Source organism: Bradyrhizobium sp. LM2.9, assembly GCF_054056555.1.
Window position 1 is genome coordinate 40,097 of the sequence record NZ_JBSRYJ010000002.1, and the last position, 14,581, is coordinate 54,677.

General features: G+C 64.2%; 16 protein-coding genes. 9 read left to right on the forward strand and 7 right to left on the reverse strand.

What is annotated here, in order from left to right; translation table 11 throughout:
* Nucleotides 1-57: 57 nt before the first annotated feature.
* The 3 genes from ACVWW3_RS01755 to ACVWW3_RS01765 all read right to left on the reverse strand — a co-directional run bounded on the left by ACVWW3_RS01755 (nucleotide 58) and on the right by ACVWW3_RS01765 (nucleotide 3,242).
* Nucleotides 58-1,158, reverse strand: coding sequence for an alkene reductase (locus ACVWW3_RS01755; RefSeq protein WP_247340445.1), 1,101 nt, complete (start codon nucleotides 1,156-1,158; stop codon nucleotides 58-60).
* Nucleotides 1,159-1,328: 170 nt separating this feature from the next.
* Complete coding sequence (locus ACVWW3_RS01760) at nucleotides 1,329-1,832, reverse strand: DUF1993 domain-containing protein (RefSeq protein WP_456651082.1); 504 nt, start codon at nucleotides 1,830-1,832, stop codon at nucleotides 1,329-1,331.
* A 108-nt stretch (nucleotides 1,833-1,940) separates the two neighbouring features.
* Nucleotides 1,941-3,242, reverse strand: coding sequence for a lytic murein transglycosylase (locus tag ACVWW3_RS01765; RefSeq protein WP_456651081.1), 1,302 nt, complete (start codon nucleotides 3,240-3,242; stop codon nucleotides 1,941-1,943).
* A 186-nt stretch (nucleotides 3,243-3,428) separates the two neighbouring features.
* Between ACVWW3_RS01765 and htpX the strand changes: the two genes are divergently transcribed.
* Entirely contained in the window at nucleotides 3,429-4,361 is a 933-nt protein-coding gene (gene htpX / locus ACVWW3_RS01770; protein ID WP_456651080.1) for a zinc metalloprotease HtpX, read from the forward strand.
* 135 nt (nucleotides 4,362-4,496) lie between these two features.
* The gene (locus ACVWW3_RS01775; RefSeq protein ID WP_456651079.1) at nucleotides 4,497-5,141 is read left to right on the forward strand and encodes a tetratricopeptide repeat protein; all 645 of its coding nucleotides are present in this window, start codon (nucleotides 4,497-4,499) and stop codon (nucleotides 5,139-5,141) included.
* Nucleotides 5,142-5,146: 5 nt separating this feature from the next.
* Here the strand turns inward: ACVWW3_RS01775 and ACVWW3_RS01780 are convergent, their stop codons facing one another.
* Nucleotides 5,147-5,494: a hypothetical protein gene (locus tag ACVWW3_RS01780; protein ID WP_247340437.1), complete on the reverse strand. Its 348-nt coding sequence runs from the start codon at nucleotides 5,492-5,494 to the stop codon at nucleotides 5,147-5,149.
* A 165-nt stretch (nucleotides 5,495-5,659) separates the two neighbouring features.
* Nucleotides 5,660-6,466, reverse strand: coding sequence for a hypothetical protein (locus ACVWW3_RS01785; protein ID WP_247440749.1), 807 nt, complete (start codon nucleotides 6,464-6,466; stop codon nucleotides 5,660-5,662).
* Nucleotides 6,467-6,695: 229 nt separating this feature from the next.
* Here ACVWW3_RS01785 and ACVWW3_RS01790 point away from each other — a divergent pair, with 229 nt between their 5' ends.
* Nucleotides 6,696-6,989 carry an antibiotic biosynthesis monooxygenase gene (locus tag ACVWW3_RS01790; RefSeq protein ID WP_027543691.1) on the forward strand — a complete coding sequence of 98 codons (294 nt, stop codon included), beginning with the start codon at nucleotides 6,696-6,698 and terminating at the stop codon, nucleotides 6,987-6,989.
* Between the two features lie 139 nt (nucleotides 6,990-7,128).
* On the opposite strand, the gene ACVWW3_RS01795 is transcribed toward ACVWW3_RS01790, so the two are convergent.
* Nucleotides 7,129-8,574, reverse strand: coding sequence for a helix-turn-helix domain-containing protein (locus ACVWW3_RS01795; protein ID WP_354105242.1), 1,446 nt, complete (start codon nucleotides 8,572-8,574; stop codon nucleotides 7,129-7,131).
* A 229-nt stretch (nucleotides 8,575-8,803) separates the two neighbouring features.
* Here ACVWW3_RS01795 and ACVWW3_RS01800 point away from each other — a divergent pair, with 229 nt between their 5' ends.
* The 3 genes from ACVWW3_RS01800 (at nucleotide 8,804) to ACVWW3_RS01810 (ending at nucleotide 11,412) form a co-directional block, all read left to right on the forward strand.
* Nucleotides 8,804-10,435 (forward strand): isocitrate lyase, encoded by a 1,632-nt coding sequence (locus ACVWW3_RS01800; RefSeq protein WP_456652080.1) that lies wholly within the window; start codon nucleotides 8,804-8,806, stop codon nucleotides 10,433-10,435.
* Between the two features lie 30 nt (nucleotides 10,436-10,465).
* Complete coding sequence (locus ACVWW3_RS01805; RefSeq protein WP_007595122.1) at nucleotides 10,466-10,672, forward strand: DUF4170 domain-containing protein; 207 nt, start codon at nucleotides 10,466-10,468, stop codon at nucleotides 10,670-10,672.
* A 185-nt stretch (nucleotides 10,673-10,857) separates the two neighbouring features.
* The gene (locus ACVWW3_RS01810; RefSeq protein ID WP_456651078.1) at nucleotides 10,858-11,412 is read left to right on the forward strand and encodes a hypothetical protein; all 555 of its coding nucleotides are present in this window, start codon (nucleotides 10,858-10,860) and stop codon (nucleotides 11,410-11,412) included.
* Between the two features lie 31 nt (nucleotides 11,413-11,443).
* On the opposite strand, the gene ACVWW3_RS01815 is transcribed toward ACVWW3_RS01810, so the two are convergent.
* The gene (locus ACVWW3_RS01815; protein ID WP_456651077.1) at nucleotides 11,444-12,325 is read right to left on the reverse strand and encodes a metallophosphoesterase family protein; all 882 of its coding nucleotides are present in this window, start codon (nucleotides 12,323-12,325) and stop codon (nucleotides 11,444-11,446) included.
* Between the two features lie 91 nt (nucleotides 12,326-12,416).
* Between ACVWW3_RS01815 and ACVWW3_RS01820 the strand changes: the two genes are divergently transcribed.
* The 3 genes from ACVWW3_RS01820 to ACVWW3_RS01830 all read left to right on the forward strand — a co-directional run bounded on the left by ACVWW3_RS01820 (nucleotide 12,417) and on the right by ACVWW3_RS01830 (nucleotide 14,581).
* On the forward strand, nucleotides 12,417-12,908 hold the full coding sequence (locus ACVWW3_RS01820) for an NUDIX domain-containing protein (protein WP_456651076.1): 492 nt from the start codon (nucleotides 12,417-12,419) through the stop codon (nucleotides 12,906-12,908).
* A 59-nt stretch (nucleotides 12,909-12,967) separates the two neighbouring features.
* Nucleotides 12,968-13,915, forward strand: coding sequence for a glycosyltransferase family 2 protein (locus ACVWW3_RS01825; RefSeq protein ID WP_247340425.1), 948 nt, complete (start codon nucleotides 12,968-12,970; stop codon nucleotides 13,913-13,915).
* A gap of 123 nt (nucleotides 13,916-14,038) precedes the next feature.
* Nucleotides 14,039-14,581 carry a GNAT family N-acetyltransferase gene (locus tag ACVWW3_RS01830; RefSeq protein WP_456651075.1) on the forward strand — a complete coding sequence of 181 codons (543 nt, stop codon included), beginning with the start codon at nucleotides 14,039-14,041 and terminating at the stop codon, nucleotides 14,579-14,581.

Genomic DNA, 14,581 nt, shown 5'->3' on the forward strand with positions numbered 1-14,581 from the left:
GGATTGCTTCGTCGCGTTGCTCCTCGCAATGACGGAGGATGGAGCGACGACGACGCCCTACTCCGCCGGTTCAGTCGTCAGCGCCGGGTAATCCGTGTACCCCTTCGCACCGCCGCCGTAGAACGTGTTCTTGTCCCAGTCGTTCAGCGGAGCGCCCTGCTTCAGCCGCTCGACCAGGTCGGGATTGGAGATGAACGGCTTGCCGAAGGCGATGAGATCGGCCGCGTTCGCCTCCAGCACCTTGGCGGCGAGGGCGAAATCATAGCCGTTGTTGGCGACGTAAGCGCCGGCGAAGCGCTTGCGCAGGCCCGCATAGTCGAACGGCGCGATGTCGCGCGGACCGCCGGTGGCGCCTTCGACGACGTGGAGATAGACGAGCTTGAGCGCGCTGAGACCGTCGACGATATGGTCGTACAAGGCTTGCGGGTTCGAGTCCGAGATATCGTTGGCCGGTGTTACCGGCGAGACGCGAATGCCGGTGCGCTCGGGGCCAGCCTCGGCCACGACGGCCTTGGATACTTCCAGCATCAGCCGCGCGCGGTTCTCGATGGAGCCGCCATAGGCGTCGGTACGCTTGTTGGTGCCGTCCTTGGCGAACTGCTCGAGCAGATAGCCGTTGGCGCCGTGGATCTCGACGCCGTCGAAGCCGGCTTCGAGCGCATTCTTCGTGGCGCGCTTGAAATCGTCGATGATCCCGGGAATTTCGGCGAGCTCGAGCGCGCGGGGCTCGGAGACGTCGGCGAAGGTACCGTTCACGAAAGTCTTGCCCTTGGCGCGGATCGCGCTCGGCGCTACCGGGGCTGCGCCATTGGCCTGGAGATCGACATGCGAGATGCGGCCGACATGCCAGAGCTGGATGAAGACCTTGCCGCCGCGCTCGTGGACTTGATCGGTGACCTTGCGCCAGCCGGCGGCCTGGTCCCTGGAGTAGATGCCGGGTGTGTCCTGGTAGCCCTGGCCCTGCTGCGAGACCTGGCTCGCTTCGGTGATCAGAAGCCCTGCGGAGGCGCGTTGGCCGTAATAGTCGGCGGCGAGCGCACCGGGCACGAACGTGCCGGGAACGGCGCGGTTACGCGTCAGCGGTGCCATCACGAAACGGTTCGCAAGCGTGATCGGGCCGAGCTTGTAGGTGTCAAACAATTTGGTCGAACGGCTCATGGGAATGCTTCCAGGCGGTGAAAGGTCTGCAACACTTGTGCATCGCGGCAATCAGCGCAAGGGAGGAGCCATACGGAAAGTGCAGGCGAGCTACGCAGCAAGGCCCGCGTAGCACAATTCGTATGCAGTTTCGGCCGCGACAGCGGAATTCCGCTGCCGCGGGCCATAACTTAATTCGCGCCGAGGAAATCGCGCTTGCCGATCTCGACGCCGGCGTGGCGCAGAAGGCCGTGGGCGGTTGCGGCGTGGAAATAGAAGTTCGGCAGCGAGAACGCGCTCAGGAATTGCTGGCCCTTCATGGTGATGGATTTGTCGGGGCCGGCCGGGAAGGTGACGTCCTTGGTGTCGGCGCCCTCGAACTGCTCGGGCTTGAACGATTTCACATAGTCGATGGTCTTCGCCAGGCGCTGCTTCAATTCGGCAAAGCTGGTCTCGGTGTCTGCTGTGGAGGGCACTTCGCTATGGGTCAGCCGGGCGCAGCCCTTGGAGGCGAAATCGCTGACGAGCTGGATCTGCTTCGACAGCGGCAGCATGTCCGGAAACAGCCGGGAGCCCAGCAGGACGCTCGGATCGACCTTCTTGGCCGCGCAATGCGCCTCGGCTTTCGTGAGCAGGCCGGTCAGGCTGTTCAGCATTTGCAAATAGGCGGGGACGGCGGCGTCGTGGAAGGACATGTGATGCTCGCTCTTGTGGTGGGGAATCTCAGGAGAAACCTGAGCCACTCACATGGGGCCGTCATGGAAAAATACAATCGCGGGAGCGGCTTGTGCAGTGCGAAAATTCTACCGTGCCATCGCTGCAGGCTGCGCCTGTGCCGTGCCACCGCGCATCCGGGCCAAAAGCTCGGAGGTCGGCCAGGAATCGGCCGGCAGACCGTATTTGACCTGCATCGCCTTCACTGCGGCGCGGCTCTGCTGGCCCAGCACGCCGTCGACCTTGCCGACATTGAAGCCGGCCTGGACCAGAAGCTGCTGCAATTGCTTGAGCTCGTTGAACGGCAGCTGCGCGACCGGTGTGGTCGGCTTGCGCATCGGTGCTGCGCCCGCAATGCGCGAGGCGAGATAGCCCGCGGTGGTCGAATAGATCAGCGAGTTATTCCACTCGGTATAGGCCGCGAAATTCGGATACGCCATGAAGGCCGGCCCGTTGCGTCCCATCGGTAGCAGCACGGAGGCCGCGAGATTGTCGCTCGGCAGCGGCCTGCCGTCGGGATAGGTCACCCCCAGCTGCGCCCATTTCGCGCGCGGCTGCTGCACGGTGAGATCGGTCTGATCCCACGGCAGGTTTTGCGGCACCTTGATCTCCTCCAGCCACGGCTCGCCGCGCCGCCACTTCAACCCGTTGGCGATGTAGTTCGCGGTCGAGCCGATCACGTCGTCTTCGCTGCGGAGGAGATCGCGCCGTCCGTCGCCGTCATAGTCGACGGCATAGTTGACGTAATGCACTGGCAGGAATTGGGTCTGGCCGAGTTCGCCGGCCCAGGAGCCGATCATCTCGTCGGGTGTGAGATCACCGCGGTCGATAATCTTCAGCGCGGCGATGGTCTCGTTCACGAACATCTCTGAGCGGCGGCAGTCATAGGCCAGCGACACCAGCGATTTCAGTGTCGGCAGATTTCCCATGTTGACGCCGAAATCGCTCTCCAGTCCCCAGAACGCGGCGATCACCGCCGGCGGCACGCCGTATTCCTTTTCGGCGCGCGCGAACGCGGCCGCATGTCGCTTGATGTGCTGCTGGCCGTTCTGCATGCGATAGGGCGCGGCCATGCGGCCGGCAAACTCAGTGAAGAGCTGGCCGAACACGCGCTGGCCGCGGTCGCGATTGACGATGCCCTGGTCGTAGACGAGGTAGGGCGAGGCCTGCGCCATCGTTTGTTGCGACACGCCGGCGGCCACCGCCTGCTGTTTCACGTCAGCCAGGAAGCGATCGAAGTTCGCGCCATTGTGGCACGACGCCGCGCGCGGGGAGGGCGCAGTGGCCCTGAGGGCCGCTGGCTTTGCGGGCGGTGGCGCGAACTGTGCGGAGGCGGGAAAGGCGAGTGTGAGCAGAGCGGTGGCCGCGATCGCAATTCGGGTCTGGGGCATGAGGTTTCCGCAAGGGGAGGAGACGCTTGGATTCTTGACGAAGTTTAATGGAATGATTGTCTTCAAACCAGTGCCGCGGCTCCGCGACGCACCCGGAAACCTTGCGGGTGGGGCGGGGTCGTCCCTACCTCATGTTTGCCGGCCTGCAACGCCTCCAGCGGCGGCGGCCGGACCCGGGAGACGGCCATGAACTATCTTCGTACCGCAATGCTGCTCGCAGGCCTCACCGCCCTGTTCATGGGCGTCGGCTATCTGATCGGCGGTGCCGCCGGCGCCATGATTGCGCTCGTCATTGCCGCCGCGACCAATCTCTTCACCTACTGGAACTCCGACCGCATGGTGCTGAGCATGTACGGGGCTCATGAGGTCGACCGCAGCAGCGCGCCGGAGCTGGTCGGGCTCGTCGCCGAGCTTGCGCGCCGCGCCGGCTTGCCGATGCCGCGCGTGTTCCTGATGGACGAGCCGCAGCCCAACGCGTTTGCCACCGGACGCAATCCCGAGAATGCCGCGGTTGCGGTTACCACCGGGTTGATGCAGCAGCTCAGCCGCGAGGAGCTCGCCGGCGTGATCGCGCACGAGCTCGCCCATATCAAGCATCACGACACACTGCTGATGACTGTTACCGCGACCATTGCGGGTGCGATCTCGATGCTGGCGCAGTTCGGCATGTTCTTCGGAGGCAACCGCGACAACAACGGCCCGGGCATCGTCGGCTCGATCCTGATGATGATCCTCGCCCCGATCGGGGCCATGCTGGTGCAGATGGCGATCAGTCGTACGCGCGAATACGCCGCGGACAATCTCGGCGCACGCATCGCCGGTCAGCCGATTTGGCTCGCATCGGCGCTGGTGAAGATCGAAGACGCTGCGCATCAGGTCCCGAACCTCGAGGCGGAGCGAAATCCCGCCACCGCGCATATGTTCATCATCAATCCGCTGTCGGGCCACGGCGTGGACAATCTGTTCGCCACCCATCCGTCGACGCAGAATCGTATCGCGGCGCTTCAGCAACTCGCAGCCGAGCTTGGCGCTCAGGCGTCGCCGTCGATCGGCGCCAACGAGAACTATCCGCCGCGGGGTCCGTGGGGTCGCTCCTCTTCACGCGGCCCTTGGGGCTGATGCGGACGCGGCTGGGAATTTGCATGCTTTGTGACCTGACGCACACAGGCTGGTCCCAGCCGGTGTTAACACCTTCGCGAAACTGTTCCTTCGAAAGGGGATGCGTGGCCGGCCCACTGCCTGCCACGGTCGAAGATGACCAAAGCTGCAGTACCATTGCTGATCGTCCTGGGCGTGCTCATTGGCCTGTCCACGCACACGGTCGTCAATTGCGGGGACGAGGACGATCCCGACATCTGCTCGGCGGTGATCGGCTTCTCGCCGCTGCGGGGATCGCTGATCGCCTTTGCCTATGAGGGGCGCGGGCGGATCGCGCTGCGCCATGGCGACTGGCGGCGGGCGATCGCGGATTTCGACGAGGCCATCCACCTCAATCCCAACCGCGCCTCGCTCTATCGCGACCGCGCTCTGGCGCGCCGGCAGAACGGCGATTTCGAACTTGCCATCGAGGATTACGACGAGGCGATCGCGCATGATCCGAGGCTCGCCGCGCCCTATCACCAGCGCGGTCTCGCGCTCGCCGCCACCGGCGATCTCGATCGCGCGATCCTGAGCTACAACACCGCGGTCCGCCTCGACCCCTCGGATGCGCAGGCCCGGCTCGCCCGCGGCCTCGCATTCCTCGCCCGCGGCCGGGCGGATGAGGCGCGCGCCGATTTCGAGGCCACGCTGGCGCTGCCCGCCGGCAAGGATAATGCCCACACTCGCGATGCGGCGCGCGCAAAACTCGCCGAACTCGCGAGCGCCGAGCCAACCGAAGTGGCCGCGCCAAGACGGTGAGTAGCTTACTTCGACTTCCTGGCTTTGGCCTTCTTCGCCTTCTTCACAGGCTTTTCCTTGGCGGCTTTCTTCTCCACCTTTACTGCGACCGGCGTGCTGGCGGCAATCCGCATCGACCGTGCGTAGCTGTCGGCGACATTGTCGGCGGACATCTGCAGGCGCTTGGCGGCGGTGGTGGCCTGCTCCATGGTGGCCTTCGCCATTATCTTGAAGCGATCGCCGGTCTCCTTGCTCTTGGCCTTGGCCGCAAGGCCATTGAAGCGATCCCGCCGCTCCTTGGCGCGGGTCATCAGGCCCGTATGCAGCTGTCTGGCCAGTTGCCGGATCACGACATCCAGGTCGGCGTCCGCCATGTTGTTCTATCCTCTTCGAAAACAGTATCGATGCGGGCGGGACTATGCAGATCGGGCCCCGCCTTGGCAATTCCCCGCCGGGAGTCATCCGCAGCTTCCGGTTTACAAAACAAAAAAAGCCGCGCATTTCGCGCGGCTCTTTGGCTTGGTTTGGCGCTTTCTGCGTTACTTCAGCGAGGCGACCGGGCCGCTCGACGCTGCCGGATCTGGGTCGAAGCCGAACACGCCGACCAGATATTTGTAATAGTCCGGCATCTTCTCCTTGAGCGTCTCGCGCGACTTCGGGTCGTGGAATTCGCTCTTCCCGGCCAGGAAGATGCTGGCGGTCACCGCAAAGAATTCCATGTGATTCTTCATCGCATAGGCTTCCTTGGGCAGGAGGTCCTTGGACTTGGCGTAGGCGTAATAGCCGATCACGCCCTTGTTGGCGTAGCCGTCCGGCAACAGCCGCGCGTGATAGGCGTGCAGGAGTTCGTGCAGCAGCACGGCCTCCTTCTCGTAACGCATCATGTCGGGCCGCAGCATGATTACGCCGAGGCCCGAATCGACCGCTAGGTCGACGGCATTGGGATTGGTCCAGCGCTGCGTGGCATGGTCCCAAACAGTGAGCGTTCGCGGCACGCGGCGCTCGACGTTCGGGGCGACCCGGCCGTAACAGGCAGTCGCGGCGCCGTCGTCGAGGCAGGCGAGCTCGCTCGCAATGATCGGGACGGTGCGGAAGAAGCGCAGGACGCGCGGCGAGAGGCCGGCACCCTCGACCACGTCGATCTGGCTCTTCAGATTCTCGGTGAGCTTGTCGACATCCTTGCGGTCGGAATTCTCCGAGATGTCGAACATGTAGCCGCGGTAGCTCTGGAATCCCGGCGGCAACGCTTGCGCCGCGCCGGCGGACGCATCGAGCGGTCCGGCATTGGATGGATTGGCCATGAGCGCGCCGACAATGGTCGCGGTCAGCAGCAGCGCAATGCGCATGATAAACCCCCTGATGTCACTTGACGCGGCAGACTAGGCCATCGTTGTTTGCGAAAAGTGAGTGGGGCGAGACTAAGGCACCGATGTTGAGGCGTGCTTAACCGTTGGTTGCAGATCGCGGAAGTGGATTAGTGTCGGGTTAACCAAGCGTGGATCGCCCGCACGGTTCGGCGTAGCATGCGGTGCGGGCACCAGGTCCGTAGATCAAGACAGCCGGTAGGAGGATGCCATGTATGCCGCCATCCGTCAGGCCAAGGCGAAAAGCGGGAGCGCGGAAGAGCTGGCGCGCCGCATCAAGGACGGCGCCGTTCCGATCATCAGCGACGTCGACGGTTTCCGTGCGTATTACGTCGTCTATGCCGGCGACGACACGGTGACCGCGATCTCGATCTTCGACAAGTTCGAACAGGCGGAGGAGGCGAACCGGCGCGCGATCGCCTGGATCGAGAAGGATCTCGGCCCGCTGCTTGCAGGCGACGCCCGCGCCGCCGCGGGGCCGGTGATCGTGCATACGCTGGCGTAGGACTTGGGTGCAGCCGCGCATTCAACTGTCATCGCCCGGCTTGACCGGGCGATCCAGTACTCCGAGACAGCAGCGATTGAACCGATAGGCCGCGGCGTACTGGATGCCCCGCCTTCGCGGGGCATGACAGCGGTGTGCTTCACAGCTCCCTCGCATTCGAGAACGCGAAACTCGACACCCGCCGCGTCGTCTCGTCCAGGATCAGCGTGCGCGTGATCGGCGGCTCCGCGCGCTGAGCGCAGTTTTCGCGCTCGCAGAGGCGGCAGTTGACGCCGATCGGCGTGCCCTCTGTTTTCTCCAGATCGATGCCGGCGGCGTAGACGAGGCGCGCGGCGTGACGGATCTCGCAGCCGAGGCCGATGGCGAAGCGCGGCTGCGGCAGCGGGTGCGGCGCGACGGGGCGGCGCACCATCTGCGCGATCGAGAAATAACGCGTACCGTCGGACAGCTCGATCACCTGCTTGAGCAGGCGATCCGGGGTGTCGAAGGTCGAGTGCACGTTCCACAGCGGACAGGTGCCGCCGAATTTCGAGAACGGGAATGTGCCGGACGAGAAGCGCTTCGAGACGTTGCCGGCATTGTCGACACGCAGCAGGAAGAAGGGAATGCCGCGGGCGTTCGGCCGCTGCAGGGTGGTGAGCCGGTGGCAGACCTGCTCGAAGCCGGAATTGAAGCGCTGCGCCAGCAGATGGATGTCGTAATTCAGCGCTTCCGCCGCGGCGAGGAACGCGGGGTAGGGCATCATCACGGCGGCCGCAAAATAGTTGCCGAGCGTGATGCGGAACAGGCGCCGCGGTGTGTCGTCGAGCGGGCCGGCGCGGCCGATGATGGTCTCCAGTTGCTGCGCGCATTCGCCCAAGCCGAGCTGGAAGGCGAGCTGGAACGCGCGGCCGGGCGCGTCGACCAGCTCGGAGATCAGGAGCTGGCGGCGGTGGCGGTCGAAGCGCCGCAGCGTCTCGCGCATCACGTCCACCGGCATGATGCGGGTCTGGATCGAATGCTTCTCGCGCAGTCGCGCGGCGAGCGCCGCATAAAGCTCTTCGGCCGGCACGTTCAGTTCGTCGCGCAGAGTTTCCGCGGCTTGCTCGAGTTCCGGAAAATAGTTGCGGTTGGCCTCGATAAGCTCGCGGACGCGTTCGACCGGATTGGCCTCATAGCGCGTGCCGACGTCACGGTCGGCCATTTGCGCCGCGGCCAGGGTCTCGCCCTGGCGCGCCTCGGTATAGGCGGCGTAGAGCCGCTGCAGCGCATGGGTGACGCCGGGGCAGAGTTCGGCGAGATCGCGCAGTTCCTGCTTGGGAACGTCGATCTGGCGGAACAGCGGGTCGGAGAAGATCTCGTTGAGCTCGGCGAAAAAGCGATCCTCGTCGGCGGTGGCGAGGTCGCGCAGGTCGAGGTCATAGGTCTCGGCCAGCCGCAGCAGGATCTGCGCGGTCACTGGACGCTGGTTGCGCTCGATCAGGTTGACATAGCTCGGCGAGATCCCGAGCCCCTCGGCCATCTGGGTCTGCGACAGCCCCAATTGCTGCCGGATCCGCCGAAAGCGCGGGCCGACGAAGAGCTTCTTGCTGGAACCGGCGGGCATTTTCAGGTCTCCAGAGGCATCAAGGACAGTTTGATTGACCTATATCGTTTACAAAACTTACAAAATAACATCTATGACATGTTCTGATGTTACATGACATCACCATTCAAATACAAGGTCTCTGTACGACCTGAGCTTTCTCGCGTTTAGCTTCTGAACATGCATCTCGCAATGCATGTCAAGAATGTCGATGGCAGACATCGCCGTCGTCAGCGAAAGGATCAGGCAGATGAACTACCAGCCCCGCGGCATCAACACCCTCCAGCGCCCGGCCTCGTATCAGAGCGAGATCAAGGCGGCCCAGTCGCTCCTCGAGACCCAGCCGACCTGGAACGGTGTGTCGGCCGAGGCCGTCGCCCGCATGCGCCTGCAGAATCGCTTCAAGACCGGTCTCGACGTTGCCCGCTACACCGCGGCGCTGATGCGAGCCGACATGGCCGCCTATGACAGCGACCCGACCAAGTACACCCAGTCGCTGGGCTGCTGGCACGGCTTCATCGCCCAGCAGAAGCTGATCTCGGTCAAGAAGCACTTTGGCAAGACCGATCGCACCTATTTGTACCTGTCCGGCTGGATGATCGCGGCGCTGCGCTCCGAGTTCGGTCCGCTGCCCGACCAGTCGATGCACGAGAAGACCTCGGTGCCGGCGCTGATCGAAGAGCTCTACACCTTCCTGCGTCAGGCCGATTCGCGCGAACTGAACGACATCTTCCGCAGCCTGGATGCCGCCCGCAAGGAAGGCGACAAGGCGAAGGAAAAGGCGCTGATCGAGAAGATCGACAACTTCAAGACCCATGTCGTGCCCGTCATCGCCGACATCGACGCCGGCTTCGGCAATGCGGAGGCGACCTATCTGCTCGCCAAGAAGATGATCGAGGCGGGTGCCTGCGCGCTCCAGATCGAGAACCAGGTCTCGGACGAGAAGCAGTGCGGCCATCAGGACGGCAAGGTCACCGTGCCGCACGAGGTGTTCCTGGCGAAGATCCGCGCCTGCCGCCACGCCTTCCTCGAGCTCGGCGTCGAAGACGGTATCGTCGTGACCCGCACCGACTCGCTCGGTGCCGGCCTGACGCAGCAGATCGCCGTCAGCCACAAGCCCGGCGACCTCGGCGACCAGTACAACAGCTTCCTGGATTGCGAAGAAGTAACGGCGGAGAACGCCCGCAACGGCGACGTCATCATCAACCGCAACGGCAAGATGATGCGTCCGAAGCGGCTGCCCTCCAATTTCTATCAGTTCCGCCCGGGCACCGGCGAAGACCGCTGCGTGCTCGACAGCATCACCTCGCTGCAGAATGGTGCGGACCTGCTGTGGATCGAGACCGAGAAGCCGCATATCGAGCAGATCGCCAAGATGGTCGATCGGATCCGCAAGGTCGTTCCGAACGCCAAGCTGGCCTACAACAACTCGCCGTCGTTCAACTGGACGCTCAACTTCCGTTGGCAGGTTTACGACGCGATGAAGGAAACCGGCAAGGACGTCAGCAAGTACAATCGTGCCGAGCTGATGAAGCAGGAATACGACGATACGCCGCTGGCGAAGGAAGCCGACGAGTGCATCCGCACCTTCCAGGCGGATTCGGCCAAGCGCGCCGGCATCTTCCACCATCTGATCACGTTGCCGACCTACCATACGGCGGCGCTCTCGACCGACAATCTGGCGAAGGAGTATTTCGGCGACCAGGGCATGCTCGGCTATGTCAAGAACGTCCAGCGCGCCGAGATCCGTCAGGGTATCGCCTGCGCCAAGCATCAGAACATGGCCGGCTCCGACATCGGCGACGACCACAAGGAATACTTCGCCGGCGAGGCTGCCCTGAAGGCGGGCGGTGCCCACAACACGATGAATCAGTTCGGCTAACGCATCACGCTATTCGACAGGAGACTGACAATGACCAACAGCAATTTCTGGGTGATCGGCGGCGAGTTCGGTTCGATGAACTTCCACAAACTGGTGGAAGGTTCGGCCCAGGTGCAGGGTCCGTTCAAGACCCGCAAGGAGGCCGAGGACGCCTGGCGCTCGGTCTCGGAAGAGAACCGCCACAAGGCCGGAGTTCGCTTCTCGATCGTGGAAGAGCCGTCGCGGGTCTCGGCCTGACAATCTGAACTGATAAGAAGACGTCCAAGGACGGATGGTCCCATCCGGCGCAAGCCGGGTGGGATCGTTTGTTTTTGGCACAGGTGAACGGCCTGTGGGCGCTGTAAGTAACTGGAATTGTGGGGCCTTTGCGGACACATTGGTTGCTGATAGGTTAATGGAAGGAAGTCAGGACGAGGCCGACAATGTCAGAGCCCGAAACCAGCGGGATCCACCCCGGCCAGCCACGCCCGGTGCGGCTGCGCGATGCGCTGTTGCGGGCGCGGATCGAGGCCGCCGACCGGACCGGCGTCGTCGTCGATTTGCGCGATGCCGAAGTGGCGCGGCTCGAGATCCTCAACGACGCGCTCGATCCCCTGTTCGCGCAGGTGCCCGAGCGGATCGACCTGTTCGACCGCGGCATCAGCCAGGGCGATACGCCGAGACTCTGGATCGACGTCGTCGCGCACATCGTGATGGGCCGCGACAAGCGGATATACCGCTTCGTGCAGGACACCCGCTTCGGCCGCATCGTGCTCGCCGAAGCCCACGACACCACTGCCATCGTCGAGGCCGTGACTGATTACGTCGCCCGCCGCATGATCGAGCGCGAGCATGCGATGGTGGTCCCGCCTGAGCCGAAGCCCGAGGTCGCGCCGCCGCCGCGCCGGTCGCGCGTCTGGCCGTTCGTGTTCGGATTTGTGCTCGGCGCCGCCGCGCTGTTCGGGGTTGCCGTGTTGGCGGCCCTGCGAAACTTGTGAATTTCTCCTCCGTCGCAATGACGGCGTGGCCTCAAATCAACCTGACATGCTTGATCTGCACGATCTGAAGCCCAGCCCCCAGGCTCCGCACCGCCTGCTCGCAACGCCAGCCGGCATTGTCCTTCTCGATCGTGAACAGATTATAGGCCGCGGCCGGGGTGTGCCCGTGCGCGAGCGCGGAGGCCGACGGCGCGCCGATCGCGGGAATGTTGCCGTTGGGCCCCTCGAACCACATCGTCGAATGAACGTGGTCGTGTCCGTGCAAGATCAGCTCGACGCCGTGGCGTTTCAAAAGCGTCAGCAGCCCGGCGGAGTCAGTCATCCGCTTGTGGTACGCGCCGGACTTCAACGGATGATGCACCAGCAGCACGCGAAAGACATCCTCGGCTGCAAGCCGTTCGAGCCCCTCTTCGAGGGCCGCGAGCTGATCGCGTCCGAGCGTGCCCGTCGCCATCAGCGGAAGAGTCGGCACCGCCGTGGACAGGCTGATCAGCGCGAGCGGCCCGCGCCGGCGCACGGAAGGAAAGCCGATACGGCCGTCGTCGCCCGCAAGATAGGGCGCGAAGGTCTCGCCGAAACGATGCGAGGTGGCGCGGACATAAGCGTCGTGATTGCCGGGAATCGTGGTGACGCGGTCGGGCGGGCCGACGCCGTCGAGCCAGGCGCGCGCCGGCGCGAATTCGGCTTCCAGCGCGAGATTGACGAGATCGCCTGTGACCGCGATGTGGTCGGGACCTTGCGCCTTCACGTCGGCGACGAGTGCGTCGAGCACCTCGCGGCGCTGGTATTTGTGACGGTTGCGCGTCCAGTTGATATAGCCGAGCGCGCGCTTGCCGGCGAGCTCGATCAACCGCGGCTTCGGCAACTGCGGCAGATGCGGGTCGGACAGATGGGCGAGCGTGAAGGGGGCCATGGAGCGCGATTGCCTCGCTATTCGTCCGCTGTAATGGCAAGGTCGCAGGCAACGCGCAAGCGAAGCCTGAACGGGGCGCCACGGGAGCCTGATGGGAGATCGTCTCAATAGCGTCCGACGGACATTCGAGCCGCTGCTGCGGCGAATCTTCCACGCCTATTTCCTGCTCGTCCGCGGCATGACGCTCGGCGTTCGCGCCGTGGTGCTGGATGCCGAGAGCAGGGTGTTCCTGGTCAGGCACAGCTACGTCATGGGCTGGTATCTGCCCGGCGGCGGCGTCGATCTCGGCGAGACCATGGAGCAGGCGATGCGGCGCGAGCTCAAGGAAGAGGGGGATATCGATCTCACCGGCGCCGCCGTGCTGCACGGCATCTTCCTCAACAGCCACGTCTCCCGCCGCGATCATGTCGCGGTCTACGTTGTCAGGCAGTTCAAGCAGGATCGCCTGCCGCAGCCCAACCGCGAGATCGCCGAATGCGGGTTCTTCGCTGTCACGGCGCTGCCCGAGGGGACCACGCCCGGCACGCGGCTGCGGATCGCGGAAGTCCTTCACGACAGGCCGCGGATTGCGACGTGGCGATGATGGCTGCCTGTGCTAGTAAACCGCGCCTGCGGTCTCGGCGCATGGACGAGGGATGAAGATTGTCTGAATCGACGAGGTCATGGCCATTCCGGGTCGCCGTGCTGGTTCCCTGCTACAATGAGGAAGCCGCCGTCGCGACGGTCGTCGCCGATTTCCGCAAGGCACTGCCTGCGGCCGAGGTCTACGTGTACGACAACAACTCGACCGACCGCACCGCGGCGATCGCGCGCGAGGCCGGAGCAATCGTGCGCAGCGAACGGCGCCAGGGCAAAGGCCATGTCGTGCGCCGCATGTTCGCGGACATTGAGGCCGACATCTACGTGCTCGTCGATGGCGATGCGACCTACGACGCGCCGAGCGCGTCGCGCATGATCGACCAGCTCCTCGATGATCATCTGGATATGGTTGTGGGTCTGCGTGTCGATCAATCGCAGGCGGCCTACCGGCGCGGTCATCGCATCGGCAACCGGCTGTTCACCGGTTTCCTGGCTTCGACCTTCGGCCACGCCTTCACGGACATCCTGTCCGGATACCGCGTGTTCTCGCGCCGCTTCGTCAAATCCTTTCCCGTCCTGTCCGGCGGTTTCGAGATCGAGACCGAGTTTGCGGTCTATGCGCTGGAATTGTCGCTGCCGGTTGCCGAGGTCGAGACGCCCTATTATGCGCGCCCGGAAGGCTCCTTCTCCAAGCTCAATACCTGGCAGGATGGGTTGCGCATCTTCAACACAATGCTGAAGCTCAACCGGTCGGAGCGGCCGCTGCGCTTCTTTTCGGCGATCGGCATCGTCCTCGCGCTGCTGTCGATCGCTTTCGGAGTGCCCGTCGTGATCACCTTCCTCGAGACCGGTCTCGTACCGCGCCTGCCGACCGCCGTGCTCTCCATGGGCCTGATGATCATGGCGCTGCTTTCGGCTTCGTCGGGGCTCGTGCTCGACACCGTGACGCGCGGCCGGCGGGAAATGAAGATGCTCGCCTACCTGTCCCAACCACCGCTCGGGAGGAACTGAAAACCTCCGGGGGCGGGCGCAATCCCATGGACCGTTGCCCTCCAAGGTGATATCCCGCCGACGCCGCCTGACGCGTTTTTCCGACGCGAACCGATGACTCCCGCCTGAAGATGCCGTGACGCGATGAACGATCTCTCCCTCACCATCCGGTCGGAAGCCGCCGGCGATGCTCAGGCGATCGAGCGGCTGCACGAACGCACCTTCGGACCCGGCCGCTTTGTGCTCAGCGCGTACCGCATTCGCGAGCATGTGGATCACGTGCTCGATCTATCCTTCACCGCGCGCGTCGGTACGTTGCTGGTCGGATCCGTACGGCAATTGCCGGTTTGCGTCGGCGACACGCCTGCACTGCTGCTCGGGCCCCTGACGGTCGAGCCTCCGTTCCGCGGCCGCGGCGTTGGCCGGCTGCTGCTCGAGCGCGCGCTGAAGGACGCCAAGGCGCAGGGGCATCGCCTGGTGCTGCTGGTCGGCGACGAGCCCTATTACAGCCGCGTCGGCTTCAAGCCGGTGCCGAAGGGGCGCGTCACCATGCCGGGCCCGGTCGATTACAGCCGGCTCCTCGTCGTCGAGCTCGTCGAGAGCGCGTTCGAAGATGTATCGGGGCCGGTCGGTCCTGACTGGAGCAAGACGCCAACCCGACGCGCCATCGCTTCGAAGCTCACATGA